Raw genomic sequence first — 15,373 nt, forward strand, 5'->3', positions numbered from 1 at the left:
ATGTTTTTTTTTTAATCTTCGGTGCTGCCCTTTCGGACTGACCTTGATGAAAGTAGGTTAGTTTTGTTAGAGCAGACCGAAAGTAGTTTTCATAGTGTATAGTTAGTATGTTTAATTGTTCTTTTTCTAGCTCTTCTATTGTTGCAACAACAAATAAATTTCCTTCTATATTTACATTTATCATAATTATAACGAAGAGCAAATCCCTCTGCATTAAGTAACTGGGCAAATTATTTATAGGTTAACAAAACCTGTCTGACACCTCAAAGGTGTCTTGACAGTTTAAATTTCCAGTTTCTAATTCTTTTTTAGATATGTTTTATTTTGTTCAGTTACTTACTTCTTGATTTTTCACCAAAACTTTGACTCATCTTTCATATAAATACTTCCATATTTTGATGTTTTCAAAACTTGATTTTACTATCACAGTTTATCTACAAAAACTAAATCTATCGAAATTTTCAAAAAATCCCTCAAAAATTCAATAAAAAAAAGTATCTTACCCTATATTTTTCAAAAATAGAAAAATAAAAGAAATTCAGACAAACTTCAAAGAAAATTTTTTGATGGCAAAGAAACAAAGTGCAAAGAAAAAAAATATCGTTTGGCTCTATTTATCTCCACAAAACTTTCGTGGTAAAATTACCATGGGCATAACTATGATGGGAGTTTTGGCAACACTCACTCTTATCGGAACATGGTGGTATATGAATAGTCAAGTTATTTATCAATACAATCATATTATTGATAATACAGCTCCTACTCAGTATTATTCAAAAGTAATTGAAGATTGCATTAGCAGTAGTACCAGTCTGACGGCTATTTATTTAGCAACTAGCGAAGAAGAATATCGCACCGAACGAGAAACTGTTTGGAAAGATTGTGAGGTTGCATTAGCTGCACTTAGTAATTATACTGACCAATGGCGTAATGAAGCCGTTATTTCGCTTGTTTATGATGTCCGAACGAAAGCAAATCGTTTGAGAAAAGAACAAAACAATGTAGAACAAAAATATTTTGCTAGAAATGCAGATTTGAAAGAAGATTCGAAAACAGAAAGAGTACGACAAGTCGATCAATTAGAACTCCTAACTGATGATGTACGTGCCGTTTTGGAACTCATTATCAATATTCAAAATGAAGAAATAGACAGAGCTAAAGCAGCTATTAATTTTCACACTCAAAATCTTTGGGTTATTGTTTTGCCAGGCTGGATGATTATCTTGACTTTAGTTTGTGTTTGGTTGGCTTATTCTATCAATCATAAATTATTGCTTCGTCTTCATGTTATAAAACACTCTCTTCGTCAGATTGCAAAAGGAAATCTATCTAACCAAATAAAGAGAAATGAAAATGATGAAGTAACGCCAATAGAAACAGCTCTCAATCATTTAGCAAACGATATGGAACGTTTAAAAATATTTGCTAAAGATGTGGGAAGTGAGAAATTTGATACAAAAGTGATTCCTTTTAATGAAAATGGAGAAGTCGGAAAAGCATTCATAAATATGCGTGATAGCCTAAAAATGATTGCTGAAAAAGACGAACAACTCAACTGGGCAGTAACTGGAGAAGCTCATTTTGCCAAAATATTAAGAGATTTTAGTGAAGATATTGATGAACTAACACAAATTTTTGTAAGTGAATTAGTAAAATATTTGAATGTCTCACAAGCTAGTTTGTATTTATTAAATCAAGATATACATTCTGAAAAAGAGTTAGAATTAAAAGCTTGGTTTGCTTATGACTCTCATAAAAACCGAAAAAACACTATTCAGATAGGAGAAGGACTAATTGGAGAAACCTATCAAGAAAACCGAATTCTTTATTTAGAAAACTTGCCAAATGATTATTTGCATATTGGTTCGGCTTTAGGAAGTGCAAAACCTATTTCACTTTTATTTGTCCCTCTAACCATTTCTGATGAAAATATAGGTATTTTAGAATTAGCTGCATTCAGAACTTTAGAGAATTATGAAATAGATTTTGTAGAAAAAGTATGTGAAAATATAACATCTTCTATTATTTCTGTTCAGAATGCTACTCGCACGCAAAAACTTTTAGAAGAATCTCAAATGCAACGTGAAGCTGTTTCGGCACAAGAAGAAGAAATGCGACAAAATGTAGAAGAACTTCAAGCTACACAAGAAGAAATGGAACGCAAAGAAAAAATTATTAGTCAAATGCTTATTGAAGCAGAAGAAAAAGAACGCAAACTAACTGCACTAATAAAAGAACTACAAGCAGAAAAAGACCTTAAAAAAACTAACGACTCAGAAGAGCAAAATTAATTTCGAAAACTGAGCAAAATAAGATACTAATTCATTTATATTTGTCTTATTAATTCAGAATTTATGTTTGTAGTGCTAGTTTCTACACACAAAAAGTACACATTTTTTAATACAACAACTCACTACTTATGATAAAGATAGGTGTTTTTTTTGGTGGGGTTTCTCGTGAGCGTGAAATTTCATTTTCAGGAGCAAAAACGGTTTCCCAAACGCTCAATCGTTCACTTTTCGAACCTGTTTATATTTTGGTAGATAGCTTGGGAAAGTTTATCAAAATAAATCCTGTTCAGTTTGAACATAAAGCCATTTCTCATTTTTATCCTACGCAAGAATCTATTCCAGAAGAATACGACGAGTTTTCGCCTGTCTATATCGAAACGCTTGAAGATTTGACAAAAGAAAAACACAGAAAAATAATGGAAGAAATAGGAACGCCAATTCCTACCGAAACATTATCTGAACATATAGATTTTGCACTCTTGATGCTACATGGCACATTTGCAGAAGATGGTATGCTGCAAGGACTTTTTGAGTGGTTACAAATTCCTTATTCGGGTTGTGGAATTTTTTCTTCTTCTTTTGCTATTGATAAGCATTTGCAGCAAGTTGTAAATGAAAAATTGAGTTTAGGAAGCAGTCGAAAGTATCACATGATGCGAAAAGATGATTGGCAAAAATGTGATAGAAGTGAGCTTTTTGAAGAACTAAAATCAAAATTAGGTTTGCCTATTGTCATAAAAGCTCCTTATCAAGGTTCTTCAATTGGAGTTTCTATTTTGAAAAAGGATGACTTAGATACTTTTATAAAGGCTGTCAATACGTCCCTTTTTGCTCGTCAGATTTCGAAAGAGGAATGGACTCAGCTTACAGAGCCACAACGCAAAGAATATGTAAATGGACTGATGAGCCTAGAAAAAGGTATTGGTTTACCTGTTATTTTTGAAGAAAAATCACTCTTAGGTGGAAATTTGGGAGAGCAAATTATTTATTCTCCTATCAAACTCATCGAAAAACTAAACGATTTCTTTTCTTATTCTGAAGAAGATGCTATGCTTTTTTCTTTTGAAAGTGAAGATATGGTTTTGTTTGAGCAGCATTTATCAGGAAAAGAATTTTCTTGTGGTGTAATTCAAAATGAAAATTTAGAAGCTATTGCACTTCCTCCAACAGAAATAATCACGATTGCAAAAGTTTATGATTTTGAAGCCAAATATTTACCAAATGCAAGTCAGAAACGCATTCCGATAGATATTCCGACGGATAAAATCATAGAAATTCAAGAAAAGTGTAAGGAGATTTTTCAAACCTTCAAGTTTGATGCTTGTGCAAGAATTGACGGTTTTTATACAGATGAAAACACCATCGAAATCATCGACATCAATACCTTACCTGGGATGTCGCCTACTTCACTCATTTTTAGACAGGCTGCCGAAATTGGTCTTTCGCCTACTGATTTTATGACCTATTTGGTTTATCAATCGCTAAATTGTAGAGTTCATACTGCCAAAAGACCGTATTTTTTCAGACAAGTATTCAAAAAACTAGAAAGTGAGCTTTTAGAAGAGACCTATCACAACAAAGAAAAAGTAGCTATCTTTTTTGATGAAACTACCTTTGAAGAAGCAAGAAAAGAGTATAATATTGTAGCATCAGAAGGGAATCAAAATCCTTTTTGTGTATTTGTAAAGGTTGAAAATGAAGAAACCATTTTATACAAACTTCCAGTTTCTTTTCTTTTGAAGCCTAATGTAGAAGAAGTCATCCAAAACCTAGATTCTCAGCTTCATTCTGCCATTTCTCACACCATCAAAAATGCAAAAGAACTAACTGTTTTTTTTGTAAAAGACTTTACTGCAACAACTCAAAAAATTACGTTAGAAAATCTAAATGACATGACAAATGATGTCATTTGGCTTCTAAAAAGCGCAAATAATGAAACAGCAGCTAAAAGTAAAATCAAAAGACAACTTTATGAAATTGGAATGGCTGTGGTGGATTAGTTTTATCAAAAAATACTTATCAAAACTTTGTCAGTGGTTTTTTGGTAATCCAAAATAACTCTGACAATAGTTAAGCATGAAAATCGTTGTTTTCAAACTACTGACAGCCTTGTGAAAGGTCTGTCAGAGTTTTGAGAGTGTTACAGTTTTTATTAAGTCAAATCTAAATTATGAAAATTACCTTATTGAGTTTTTTCTTTTTAATCATTTATTTTACTGCTTTTGGGCAGAAAGAAATCACAGCAGAGAGCATCTACAAAGAAGCAAAACAGTTTTATGAGGAAGGAAAATACAAAACTGCCTTCTCACTAATGAAACAAGCTGCTGAAAAAGGTCATGTATTTGCACAAAATAGTCTTGCATATATGTATGAAGCAGGAATAGGAACTGAGAAAAATTATAAAAACACCTTTAAATGGGGCTTAAAAGCTGCTCAACAAGATTATGCAATAGCACAGAATAACATTGGAAACCTGTACTATGTTGGAAAAGGAACTAAGAAAAATTATAAAAAAGCTATAAAGTGGTATCAAAAAGCTGCTCAACAAGATTATGCAAAGGCACAATATTACCTTGGAAATATGTATTATAATGGAAAAGGAACTAAGAAAGATTATACAAAAGCTATAAAGTGGTATCAAAAAGCTGCCGAACAAGGTTATGCAGAAGCACAACATAATCTTGCGAATATGTATTATGATGGAGCAGGAGTTGAAAAAGATTATAAAAAAGCCATAAAATGGTCTCAGAAAGCTGCCAAACAGGGAGATGCAAATGCTCAATATAATCTTGCTATGATGTATCAAGATGGAGAGGGAATCGAAAAAGATAACACAAAAGCAGCAGAATGGTATTTGAAAGCAGCAAAGCAGGGAAATGTTGATGCTCAATATAATATTGCAATGCTGTATGTAGATGGTATAGGTATCACAAAAGATTACATAGAAGCTATAAAGTGGTATAGAAAAGCTGCCGAACAGGGGGATATCGATGCTCAATATAATATTGGGTTTATGTATGAATATGGGCAAGGAGTAGAAAAAGACTATACAGAAGCAAAAAAGTGGTATCTAAAAGCTGCTAAAAATGGAAATGCTAACGCACAATATAGCCTTGGAGAAATATATGAATATGGAGAAGAAGTAAAAAAAGATTATGCAGAAGCTATAAAATGGTATAGAAAAGCTGCTCAACAAGATCACACTATAGCTCAAAATAGCCTTGGGTATATATACGAACACGGACAAGGAGTAAAAAAAGATTATAAAAAAGCCGTAGAGTGGTATCTAAAAGCAGCAAAACAAGGAGATGCCAATGCACAATATAATCTTGCAATAATGTATGAAGAGGGCAAAGGTTTTATAAAAAATGACACAAAAGCAGCAGAATGGTATTTAAAAGCAGCACAACAAGGAGATGTTGATGCACAGTATAATCTTGCAATGATGTATGAAGATGGACAGGGAGTAGAAAAAGATTATACAGAAGCCATAAAATGGTATCGAAAAGCTGCTCAACAAGGAGATGGTGATGCAACAGAAGCACTTATGAGATTAAGTTATGATGACTAGAAATATAAAACTAAACTGCCTAATTTATCAAAAGAATAAATAGAATTTATGACAAAAAGTTGTGTTTTCTACTGAACGTCTTATAAAAGGTTTATTAGAGTTTTGAGAGTGCTATAATTTTTATTAATTCAAACCTAAAATTATGAAAATCATCTTATTGAGTTTTTTCTTTTTACTCATTTCTTTTACTGCTTTTGGGCAAAACCTTGATAATTCTGATAGTCTGAATGTAGGTTATATTTTTAACGAAAATGCTGATTTAGCTTAAGAAGAACATAATAGAATTTATAATGAAAGTAAAAATTAGTATATTAACTGGCAACTGATTCACCTCCTGCTGAGTCTCACAAAATACAAAAAAGCTCTCATTTACTTCCTTGCAAATGAGAGCTATATATTTGGCATCTTGCTGTGTGTTTTGTATTCCAAATACAATTTTGATTAAAACTACGAAATTTACTTCTGCAAGTTTTCCCAAATTTTATCCTTCAATGTATCTAAATTCATTTGAGCAACTGCTGAAATAAAAATATGCTCAATTTCTTTTGGCAAATCATCGGCTAACATTGTTTTGAGTTCGTCATCTATCAGATCCATTTTTGAAATTGCTAAAAGACGTTTTTTATCTAATAATTCTGGGTTGTATTTTTCAAGTTCGCCAACCAAAATATCATATTCTGCTTTTATATTTTTTGTATCTGCCGAAATGACAAACAAAAGCATAGAATTTCTTTCAATATGCCTTAAAAAACGAACACCTAAGCCTTTTCCATCTGCTGCCCCTTCAATAATCCCTGGAATATCAGCCATCACAAACGAACGATGATCACGATACGGAACAACTCCCAAATTAGGAACAAGCGTAGTAAAAGCATAATTTGCAATCTTTGGTTTGGCTGCCGAAACCACGGAAAGCAATGTCGATTTTCCTGCATTTGGAAAACCTACCAAACCAACATCAGCCAAAACTTTTAGTTCTAGTGTAAACCAATCTTCAAGACACGGCTCACCAGGTTGAGAATGCTCAGGAGCTTGATTAACCGAAGTACGAAAATGAAAATTACCTAATCCCCCTCTTCCTCCATTCAATAAAATTACTTCTTGTCCATCTTCCAAAACTTCGGCTACTTTTTCGCCTGTTTCAGAGTTTTTGACAACTGTTCCCAATGGAACTTCCAAAATGGTATCTTCGCCTTGTTTGCCCGAACTTTTTTGTCCACTTCCATTTCCTCCATCTTCTGCAAATACGTGTTTTTGATAACGCAAATGTATAAGTGTCCAGAGTTGAGCATTGGCACGAATTATAATATGTCCACCTCGTCCACCATCGCCACCGTCGGGACCACCCAAAGGAACATGTTTTTCTCTGCGAAAGTGTGTAGAACCAGCTCCACCCTTACCAGAGCGAAGAAATAATTTAACGTAATCTATGAAGTTAGGAGAATCCAAATCGGTTGTCAGTTATCAGTTTTTCAGTTATCAGTAAACAGTCATCAGTAACCAGTTATTTAATAACCAGTTAATTGCTATTCAATTAGATAATTGTAATAATTTTTTTGAGCAAATTGCATAATTGATAAAAGAATCAATTATTTATTAATCTGCAAAGGTAGGAATTTTTGAGTAAGTAATTAGATTAAAATTTTTAGAAATCAAACCAACTGATGTTTAAAAGCAAATTTTATTAGTCCGACTACATTTTTTACATTGATTTTTTGCAAAATATTTTTTCGGTGCGTTTCTACGGTTCTTGTACTAATAAAAAGAGTTTCAGCTATTTCTGCACTTGAATATTCTTTACAGATAAGCTGTACAATTTCAGTTTCTCGTTTGGTAAGAGAGTTTGTAGGAATTTCTTGATTTTGTTCTTTTTTCTTTTGCATAATAACCTCCAAAACTTCTGGACTATAATGCGAAGTTCCTTCTGCTACTTTTTTGATTGCTTTTATAAGTTCTTTTCTACCAATATTTTTCAAAATATAACCTTCTGCTTCTACTGCCAAAATCTGTTCTATTAAAGCTCTTTCGTCGTGCATTGTCAAAACTAATACCTTCAAATCTGGAAAACGAAGTTTAGCTAGTCGTGTCAGTTCTACACCATCCATTTGAGGCATACTAATATCAGTCAGCAAAACATCAATAGGAATATTATTATCAGATTGTTTTTGTAAAATCTCTAAAGCAGTTTTTCCGTTTGTTGCCTCAGCTATAATTTCAATATCAGTTTCTTTACGCAACAACGAACGAATGCCATCCAAAAGCATTTGGTGGTCGTCTGTAAGGAGTAATTTTATGGGTTGTTTTTCTTCCTGCATTCTGTTATTGTGTTTTTGTTGATGTGACACACTAAAACACTAAGAAAATTGGTAAAACAAACCTCATTGAACTTACTATTCAACGAGGTTTATTCCTTTTTTATACTTTTATATCTGCCAAGACATTTTGATAGACTTTATTAATTCCTTCTTCTAAAGAAATTCTGTGTTTCCATCCCAAACCATTGAGTTTATCTACACTCATTAGTTTTCTTGGTGTTCCGTCTGGTTTTGAAGTATCAAAAACTAATTCTCCTTCAAAATTGACAGTTTTCTTTACCAGCAAAGCCAAATCCTTAATACTCAAATCTTCGCCAGTTCCGATATTTACAAGAGTTGGGTCGTCGTAATTGTGCATCAAATAAACACAGGCTTCTGCCAAATCATCAGCATGAAGAAATTCTCGTTTTGGAGAACCTGTTCCCCAAATTTCGACTTCAATATTATTTCCGTCTTTTGATTTACGAATGCCATATTTATTCAAAACTTCCAAAATTTCACTTTCAGGAAGTTCACTCATATCTTTTCCTTCTACCAAAAAATGACGTAAATTATTTCTAATTCCTTCCCAGTTGTTTTGCTCCAAACATTTTCCTAAATGGAATTTTCGGATAAGTGCAGGCAACACATGAGAGTTCATCAAATCATAATTATCGCCTTCTCCAAATAAATTAGTAGGCATAACCGAAATAAAATTGCAATCATACTGACTTCTGTATGCTTCACACATTTTTATTCCTGCAATTTTAGCAATGGCATAAGGTTCATTGGTTTGCTCTAAAAGTCCTGTCAATAAATATTCTTCTTTGAGAGGTTGAGGAGCAAGTTTTGGATAAATACACGAAGAACCCAAAAACATCAATTTCTTGACATTGGTTTTTCGTGCTGCTTCGATGACATTTGCTTCCATCATCAAATTATCATAAATAAACTCACCTCGGTAAGTATTATTTGCCCAAATTCCACCTACTTTAGCTGCTGCCAAAAATACCCAGTCAGGTTTTTCAGCTTCAAAAAAATCGTTTACAGCTTGTTGGTTTCGAAGGTCAAGTTCTTTCGAAGTACGTTCTACAAAATTAGTATAACCTTGTTTTTCAAGCTCTTTTTTGATAGCCGAACCGACCATTCCACGATGTCCTGCAATGTATATTTTCATTTGTATATCAATTACGAATTAAAAATTACGAATTACGTTTTACTAAGTAATATGACTTAATAAAACCTAACCCTGTATTTAACTGATTACTGGTAACTGCTCACTGATAACTGACTATTCATAGTAATTCATAATTCTATGTCCACCTTCTTGTAAATATTTATCTTTTTTGAATAATTCTACATCAGCCAAAATCATATCTGTAACAAGTTGTTGCAAATTATATTTTGGTTTCCAGCCTAGTTTTTGTTGTGCTTTTGTAGGGTCTCCAATGAGTAAATCTACTTCTGTTGGACGAAAATAACGAGAATCTACTGCAATTACTTCTGTTCCTATCTCAACTTGATAATCTGGATTAGAACATGATTTTACAATTCCTTTTTCCTCTTCGTTTTCGCCCACAAATTCTAGTTCAATTCCTAATTCTGCAAAAGCTAATCTACAAAAATCTCTTACTGTGGTTGTGATTCCTGTTGCAATGACAAAATCTTCTGCTTTATCTTGTTGCAAAATCAAATACATGGCTTCTACATAATCTTTTGCGTGTCCCCAATCTCGTTTTGCATTTAGATTTCCTAAATATACTTTGTCTTGCAAACCAAGAGCAATTCTTGCTGTGGCACGAGTGATTTTACGAGTTACGAAAGTTTCGCCTCTGATTGGACTTTCGTGATTGAATAAAATTCCATTACAGGCATACATTCCATACGCTTCTCTGTAATTTACTGTAATCCAAAAACCATACATTTTGGCTACTGCATACGGAGAACGAGGATAAAAAGGTGTTTTTTCTGATTGGGGAACTTCTTGTACCAAACCATACAATTCAGAAGTTGAGGCTTGATAAATACGAGTTTTTTCTGTCAAATTTAGAATACGAACAGCTTCTAAGATACGTAAAGTACCCATAGCATCAACATTAGCAACATATTCAGGCATATCAAAACTTACTTTTACATGCGACATTGCACCTAAGTTATAAATTTCGTCTGGCTGAACTTCTTGAATGATACGAATCAAATTGGTAGAATCAGTAAGATCGCCATAATGCAATTTAAAACGATAATCGTCGACGTGTGGGTCTTGATACAAATGGTCTATTCGGTCGGTATTGAAAAGTGAACTTCTACGTTTGATACCGTGAACTTCATACCCTTTATTGAGAAGAAGTTGCGCCATGTATGCGCCATCTTGTCCTGTAATTCCTGTAATGAGTGCTTTTTTCATTCTAAATGTTTAATGACTTTAATTTAATGCCTATATTCTTGGCAAATTTTACTGTTTACAAAAGTAAGAAATATATGCTAAAATGTAATGGTACTACTTTGTTTTGAGAAAAGTATTTTGGTTTTGAATTATTTGTCCAAAAATTTATCCATTTGAAAGCTATATTCATAGACCAAAATTTATGAATATTTATTTTTCAGAAAAAACTAATACTAAACCTAAAATAGATAAAACACTTATTTTACTCCATTTTGTAACTCTCCAAAACTTAGGATTATTTATATATTTAGTCAGTTTACTTGCTAAAATAGCAATCGCACTAAAAATTAAAAATGCTTGTAACATAAATATAAGTCCAAGTATAACCATTTGTAAAGTTACATTATAGCCATCTGAGCTTATAAATTGAGGTAAAAAAGCAATAAAAAATAAAGAAACTTTTGGATTCAAAACATTCATTAAAAATCCTTTTTTTACAAGAGGAACTATTTTAGTTTCTTCAATATCACTATTCGATTCTAAATTTAAGTCTTTTTTTTTCTCTTTAAAAGACATAAAAGCTAAATAGAATAGATATGCTGCACCTAAATATTTAAGTATAGAAAATACAAGTGCTGATTTTTGGATAATAATTGAAAGTCCAGTAGCTGCTGCAAGAGTATGTACAAGCACGCCTAATGAAAGACCAAGAGATATGGCAATTCCATTTTTATGTCCTTTTGTTAGACTTTCAGTTAGTACAAATAAGTTATCAGGTCCTGGCATCAATGTCAAAATTATTGATGCTCCAATAAACGATAGTAATAATCCTAATTCCATTTTTATTTGTTGTATAATGTTCCGTGCTTCTGTTCTTGAATATATTATTTTTCCTTAAAACTGAGCTTGCAAACTCAATATAAATTATATTAACTGATTCCAAATGGAAAATTATGAAAGAATTTTTACCAATACAAAGAAAATGCAGATATTCTTTGTGTTCTGTATTAAATAGCCTTTTTTGATACTTTCATACAGGAAATCAATGGTGTGAACTAAACCATATTGAAACCTTACCTTTAAATTAATACTTCTCAAAATTACCAAACAATGAAACTACTTTTGTCTACTCTACTTTTATTCTCTATTTACTTTACTTCTTTTGCTCAAGATTCACAAAATTTTGATAAAGCAAAAGTTTTACTGGCTTATAATGCCTTTAGTGCTGATAAAGATACACTACAAATAGGTGATACACTTTCCTATAATTCTGAAAATGATAATGAACTTATTTTTTTAAAAGAAAATGCTTATCTAGCTTTAATGAATGAAAATGGAAGTATTTTGGAATGAAAAAACAAAGAAACAGGAAATTATAAAATTGAGTTTGATGAGAGTGATACTACTTTTAATGCAGCTAGGAAGTATTTGGCAGAAAGGTTTTTATTTGATGATATTTATGAACAAAGAGAGAATAGAAAACATCCTTATTTAAGAATGAAAAAAACAGGTGCAGTTAGTTGTCCTCCTATGCCTAGAGAGATTGATGTTTTAGCAGAGAGTAAAAGCATATACTTGAAAGATAGTTTGCAGATTTTTGTAGAATATTTTGAGGAGCTTTTAAAAGAAAATGAAGAAATAAAGTCTAACACTTTGAAAGTTGAAATTGCAGATTTAAGACAAAGTATTATTTATAATCAAGAACTAGATACTAACTTTTTCCTTCTGAGTTGGGATAAAATAGATAAAGAACAAACAACCATTTTATATAAATTTTCTGTACAAACAACGAAAAACAGAGAAATTAAGAGTTTTTACCACGTATTACAAAAAGCAAAACAACCTCTTTCTTATCCACAAGAATATTTCAAAAGTAAAGAAAAACAGCTATCGGAACTTTTTTTCAATTTTTGCATATTCATCAAGATTCTTATTTGAATATCTATGCTTTTCAATTATATCACAATTTTTTAGAAGAATTACCAAAAGAAGCACACTTTATTATTCCATCTTGGGAAGATTTTAAATATAATTATGGCGTAGGCTACATAAGATAATAATATAAAAGCTACCACTTCAAAAAATCAAAATATTTTCGTACCTTTGTGGTATTGAAAAAACGGCTTACATTTAATCATAAGTTACTCACATTCAATAAGTTATTAAACCGAATTATTCTCAAAAAATGCTTTTTTCAATAAACATAAAAGCATTTTTATTATAAATATAAATTCTTTCTATGTTAGATGTTTCAAATTTAGGCTTACAGTTTGGTAAGCGTGTTTTATTTGATGAAGTAAATTTAAAGTTTACAAATGGCAACTGTTATGGTGTCATTGGTGCAAATGGTGCAGGAAAATCAACTTTCTTGAAGATTATTTCTGGAGAAATTGACCCTACTCGTGGTACATATTCTATGCAACCTGGTGCACGTATGGCTGTTTTGAAACAGAATCACTTCGAATATGATGAGATTCCTGTTTTACATACTGTTTTGATGGGACACCGTCCTTTGTGGGATATTATGCAAGCAAAAGATGCTATTTATCAAAAGCCTGATTTTTCGGAAGAAGATGGAAATAAAGCAGCCGAATTAGAAGCAAAATTTGCAGAAATGGACGGCTGGAATGCTGAAAGTGATGCTGCAAACCTTTTGAGTGGCTTAGGAATTACAGAAGATAAGCACTATAAATTAGTAAATGAACTTGACGGAACAGAAAAAGTACGTGTTCTTTTGGCACAAGCTCTTTTCGGTAATCCTGATGTACTTTTACTAGATGAGCCTACCAATGACTTGGATATCGAAACAGTGATGTGGTTAGAGGATTTCTTAGCTAATTTTAAAAATACAGTTATTGTAGTTTCTCACGATAGACACTTTTTAGATACTGTTTGTACACATATCGTTGATATTGATTTTGCAAAAATTCAAATGCACACAGGAAACTATACATTTTGGTACGAATCAAGTCAGCTTGCACTTCGTCAGAGAAATGATAGAAACAAAAAAGCAGAAGATAAAAAGAAAGAATTACAAGAATTTATCGCTCGTTTTTCTGCCAATGTTGCCAAATCAAAACAAGCAACTAGCCGTAAAAAAATGTTGGAAAAACTCAACATTGAAGATATTCAGCCTTCTACACGTAAATATCCTGCGATTATTTTTGACCAAGAACGTGAAGCTGGAGATATTATTTTAGAAATAGAAAAATTATCCAAAACTTCTGTTGATGGCGAACGTCTTTTCCACGACATCAATCTTTCTATCAACAAACACGATAAAGTAGCTGTTTTATCAAAAAATAGTTTGGCAGTAACAGCATTTTTTCAAGTTTTGATGGGCGAACAAAAAGCCGACGAAGGAACTGTAAAATGGGGCGTAACAATTACACCAACCTATTTACCAAACGAAAATCACGAGTTTTTTACAGATGATTTGAATCTTGTAGATTGGCTTCGTCAATACACAAAAACAGAAGAAGAAAGAGATGAAACTTTTGTACGTGGATTTTTGGGAAGAATGCTTTTCTCTGGTGAAGAGGCTTTAAAATCTTCAAATGTACTTTCTGGAGGTGAAAAAGTGCGTTGTATGCTTTCAAGAATGATGTTGCAGCGTGGAAATGCTTTAGTTTTGGATGAACCTACCAATCACTTAGATTTGGAATCAATTACAGCATTTAATAATGGTTTGAAGAGTTTTAAAGGAAGTGTTCTTTTTACTTCTCATGACCACGAATTTACAGAAACAGTTGCAAATCGTATTATCGAAATTACTCCAAACGGACTTATTGATAGAATGATGACTTATGATGAATACATTACAGACGAATCTATCAAAGAACTTCGTAAGTCTATGTATCAAGGTGTAACTGCAAAATAGTTTTATAACTGGTTCAAGCGTCGACGCTTGAACCAGTTATAAAAAATAGAAAAATCCCTTATCATTGAGTTGGTAAGGGATTTTTGATTTGATAAACGATTTATATTAACCCTAGTATTTTCTCTAAATCTTGTGGAGTATCAATTCCTATACTTTCGAAAGGTGTAATGGCTATTTGTATCTCAAAACCATTTTCTATCCACCTAAGCTGTTCCAATGATTCGGCAAGCTCTAATGTTGAAGGTTTTAGCTTTGTGATTTGTTGTAAAACCTGTTTTTGATACGCATACATTCCGATATGTCGGTAAAAAGTATGAGCAGAAATCCAAGCATTTTTTTGATTTTCTTCTGTTTGATTTTTATCCGTATTTCTAACAAAAGGAATTGGATTTCGACTAAAATAAATAGCTTTATGATTTACATCAAAAATAGCTTTTACAACATTGGAATCAAAAAGTGTTTCTGAATCGTTTATTTTACTCACTAAGGTAGCGAGTTGAGTACCTTTATTATCCAATAAAATTTCTGCCAAACTATCGATTTGTTCTGGCTTTATAAATGGCTCATCTCCTTGTATATTAATGATAAAATCAAATTCAATATTTTTTTTTTCTAAAGTGAGTGCTGCTTCTGCAATTCTATCCGTTCCAGAAATATGACTATCACTTGTCATCAAAACGTTTGGAGTAAATTCGTTTACTTTCTCAAACACAAGTTGATTATCGGTAGCAATAAAAACATCAGTTAATTGTGTAGCTTTTTTGGCTTGATTAAAAACACGCTCAATCATCGTCTTTCCATTAATATCAGCCAAAACTTTTGCAGGAAAACGTGTCGAAGCATAACGAGCAGGAATAATAGCAATAATTTTCATAATTTTTGGAGATTGGGGAATGGAGATTAGAAAATGGAAATTAGGGAAATAGAATTTGTATTTAACTGGTTACTGGTTAC

At 32.1% G+C, this 15,373-nt stretch carries 14 protein-coding genes; 8 read left to right on the forward strand and 6 right to left on the reverse strand.

The window, feature by feature from the left end; genetic code table 11:
* The first annotated feature begins 566 nt into the window (after positions 1–566).
* The 4 genes from ACE193_RS01585 (at position 567) to ACE193_RS01600 (ending at position 6,130) form a co-directional block, all read left to right on the forward strand.
* The gene (locus ACE193_RS01585; protein WP_375561269.1) at positions 567–2,291 is read left to right on the forward strand and encodes a GAF domain-containing protein; all 1,725 of its coding nucleotides are present in this window, start codon (positions 567–569) and stop codon (positions 2,289–2,291) included.
* 128 nt (positions 2,292–2,419) lie between these two features.
* Positions 2,420–4,291: a D-alanine--D-alanine ligase gene (locus tag ACE193_RS01590; RefSeq protein ID WP_375561270.1), complete on the forward strand. Its 1,872-nt coding sequence runs from the start codon at positions 2,420–2,422 to the stop codon at positions 4,289–4,291.
* Positions 4,292–4,461: 170 nt separating this feature from the next.
* Positions 4,462–5,862 (forward strand): tetratricopeptide repeat protein, encoded by a 1,401-nt coding sequence (locus ACE193_RS01595; protein ID WP_375561271.1) that lies wholly within the window; start codon positions 4,462–4,464, stop codon positions 5,860–5,862.
* A gap of 142 nt (positions 5,863–6,004) precedes the next feature.
* Positions 6,005–6,130: a hypothetical protein gene (locus ACE193_RS01600; RefSeq protein WP_375561272.1), complete on the forward strand. Its 126-nt coding sequence runs from the start codon at positions 6,005–6,007 to the stop codon at positions 6,128–6,130.
* 188 nt (positions 6,131–6,318) lie between these two features.
* On the opposite strand, the gene obgE is transcribed toward ACE193_RS01600, so the two are convergent.
* The 5 genes from obgE to ACE193_RS01625 all read right to left on the reverse strand — a co-directional run bounded on the left by obgE (position 6,319) and on the right by ACE193_RS01625 (position 11,379).
* Positions 6,319–7,311 (reverse strand): GTPase ObgE, encoded by a 993-nt coding sequence (gene obgE / locus ACE193_RS01605; protein WP_375561273.1) that lies wholly within the window; start codon positions 7,309–7,311, stop codon positions 6,319–6,321.
* Between the two features lie 203 nt (positions 7,312–7,514).
* Positions 7,515–8,177, reverse strand: coding sequence for a response regulator (locus ACE193_RS01610; protein WP_375561274.1), 663 nt, complete (start codon positions 8,175–8,177; stop codon positions 7,515–7,517).
* A gap of 100 nt (positions 8,178–8,277) precedes the next feature.
* On the reverse strand, positions 8,278–9,333 hold the full coding sequence (locus tag ACE193_RS01615; RefSeq protein WP_375561275.1) for a GDP-L-fucose synthase family protein: 1,056 nt from the start codon (positions 9,331–9,333) through the stop codon (positions 8,278–8,280).
* Between the two features lie 114 nt (positions 9,334–9,447).
* Positions 9,448–10,560: a GDP-mannose 4,6-dehydratase gene (gene gmd / locus ACE193_RS01620; protein ID WP_375561276.1), complete on the reverse strand. Its 1,113-nt coding sequence runs from the start codon at positions 10,558–10,560 to the stop codon at positions 9,448–9,450.
* Positions 10,561–10,749: 189 nt separating this feature from the next.
* On the reverse strand, positions 10,750–11,379 hold the full coding sequence (locus ACE193_RS01625; protein WP_375561277.1) for a LysE family translocator: 630 nt from the start codon (positions 11,377–11,379) through the stop codon (positions 10,750–10,752).
* Positions 11,380–11,649: 270 nt separating this feature from the next.
* Here ACE193_RS01625 and ACE193_RS01630 point away from each other — a divergent pair, with 270 nt between their 5' ends.
* The 4 genes from ACE193_RS01630 (at position 11,650) to ACE193_RS01645 (ending at position 14,419) form a co-directional block, all read left to right on the forward strand.
* Positions 11,650–11,892, forward strand: a complete 243-nt coding sequence (locus tag ACE193_RS01630; RefSeq protein ID WP_375561278.1) for a hypothetical protein — start codon at positions 11,650–11,652, stop codon at positions 11,890–11,892.
* Positions 11,893–11,967: 75 nt separating this feature from the next.
* A complete protein-coding gene (locus ACE193_RS01635; protein ID WP_375561279.1) occupies positions 11,968–12,477 on the forward strand; it encodes a hypothetical protein in 510 nt (169 codons plus the stop codon).
* On the forward strand, positions 12,474–12,596 hold the full coding sequence (locus ACE193_RS01640) for a hypothetical protein (RefSeq protein ID WP_375561280.1): 123 nt from the start codon (positions 12,474–12,476) through the stop codon (positions 12,594–12,596). The genes ACE193_RS01635 and ACE193_RS01640 overlap by 4 nt, the downstream gene beginning before the upstream one ends.
* A gap of 182 nt (positions 12,597–12,778) precedes the next feature.
* On the forward strand, positions 12,779–14,419 hold the full coding sequence (locus tag ACE193_RS01645; RefSeq protein WP_375561281.1) for an ABC-F family ATP-binding cassette domain-containing protein: 1,641 nt from the start codon (positions 12,779–12,781) through the stop codon (positions 14,417–14,419).
* Between the two features lie 100 nt (positions 14,420–14,519).
* Here the strand turns inward: ACE193_RS01645 and kdsB are convergent, their stop codons facing one another.
* Positions 14,520–15,293: a 3-deoxy-manno-octulosonate cytidylyltransferase gene (kdsB, locus tag ACE193_RS01650; protein WP_375561282.1), complete on the reverse strand. Its 774-nt coding sequence runs from the start codon at positions 15,291–15,293 to the stop codon at positions 14,520–14,522.
* Positions 15,294–15,373: the final 80 nt, after the last annotated feature.

This window comes from Bernardetia aquimarina, from assembly GCF_042180575.1.
Taxonomy (GTDB): domain Bacteria; phylum Bacteroidota; class Bacteroidia; order Cytophagales; family Bernardetiaceae; genus Bernardetia.

Excerpts from the sequence above, each read along its gene's own strand:
- ACE193_RS01585 (WP_375561269.1), top strand. The coding sequence starts at position 567 with ATGGCAAAGAAACAAAGTGCAAAGAAAAAAAATATCGTTTGGCTCTAT.
- ACE193_RS01590 (WP_375561270.1), top strand. The coding sequence starts at position 2,420 with ATGATAAAGATAGGTGTTTTTTTTGGTGGGGTTTCTCGTGAGCGTGAA.
- ACE193_RS01595 (WP_375561271.1), top strand. The coding sequence starts at position 4,462 with ATGAAAATTACCTTATTGAGTTTTTTCTTTTTAATCATTTATTTTACT.
- ACE193_RS01600 (WP_375561272.1), top strand. The coding sequence starts at position 6,005 with ATGAAAATCATCTTATTGAGTTTTTTCTTTTTACTCATTTCTTTTACT.
- ACE193_RS01610 (WP_375561274.1), bottom strand. The coding sequence starts at position 8,177 with ATGCAGGAAGAAAAACAACCCATAAAATTACTCCTTACAGACGACCAC.
- ACE193_RS01615 (WP_375561275.1), bottom strand. The coding sequence starts at position 9,333 with ATGAAAATATACATTGCAGGACATCGTGGAATGGTCGGTTCGGCTATC.
- gmd (WP_375561276.1), bottom strand. The coding sequence starts at position 10,560 with ATGAAAAAAGCACTCATTACAGGAATTACAGGACAAGATGGCGCATAC.
- ACE193_RS01625 (WP_375561277.1), bottom strand. The coding sequence starts at position 11,379 with ATGGAATTAGGATTATTACTATCGTTTATTGGAGCATCAATAATTTTG.
- ACE193_RS01630 (WP_375561278.1), top strand. The coding sequence starts at position 11,650 with ATGAAACTACTTTTGTCTACTCTACTTTTATTCTCTATTTACTTTACT.
- ACE193_RS01645 (WP_375561281.1), top strand. The coding sequence starts at position 12,779 with ATGTTAGATGTTTCAAATTTAGGCTTACAGTTTGGTAAGCGTGTTTTA.
- kdsB (WP_375561282.1), bottom strand. The coding sequence starts at position 15,293 with ATGAAAATTATTGCTATTATTCCTGCTCGTTATGCTTCGACACGTTTT.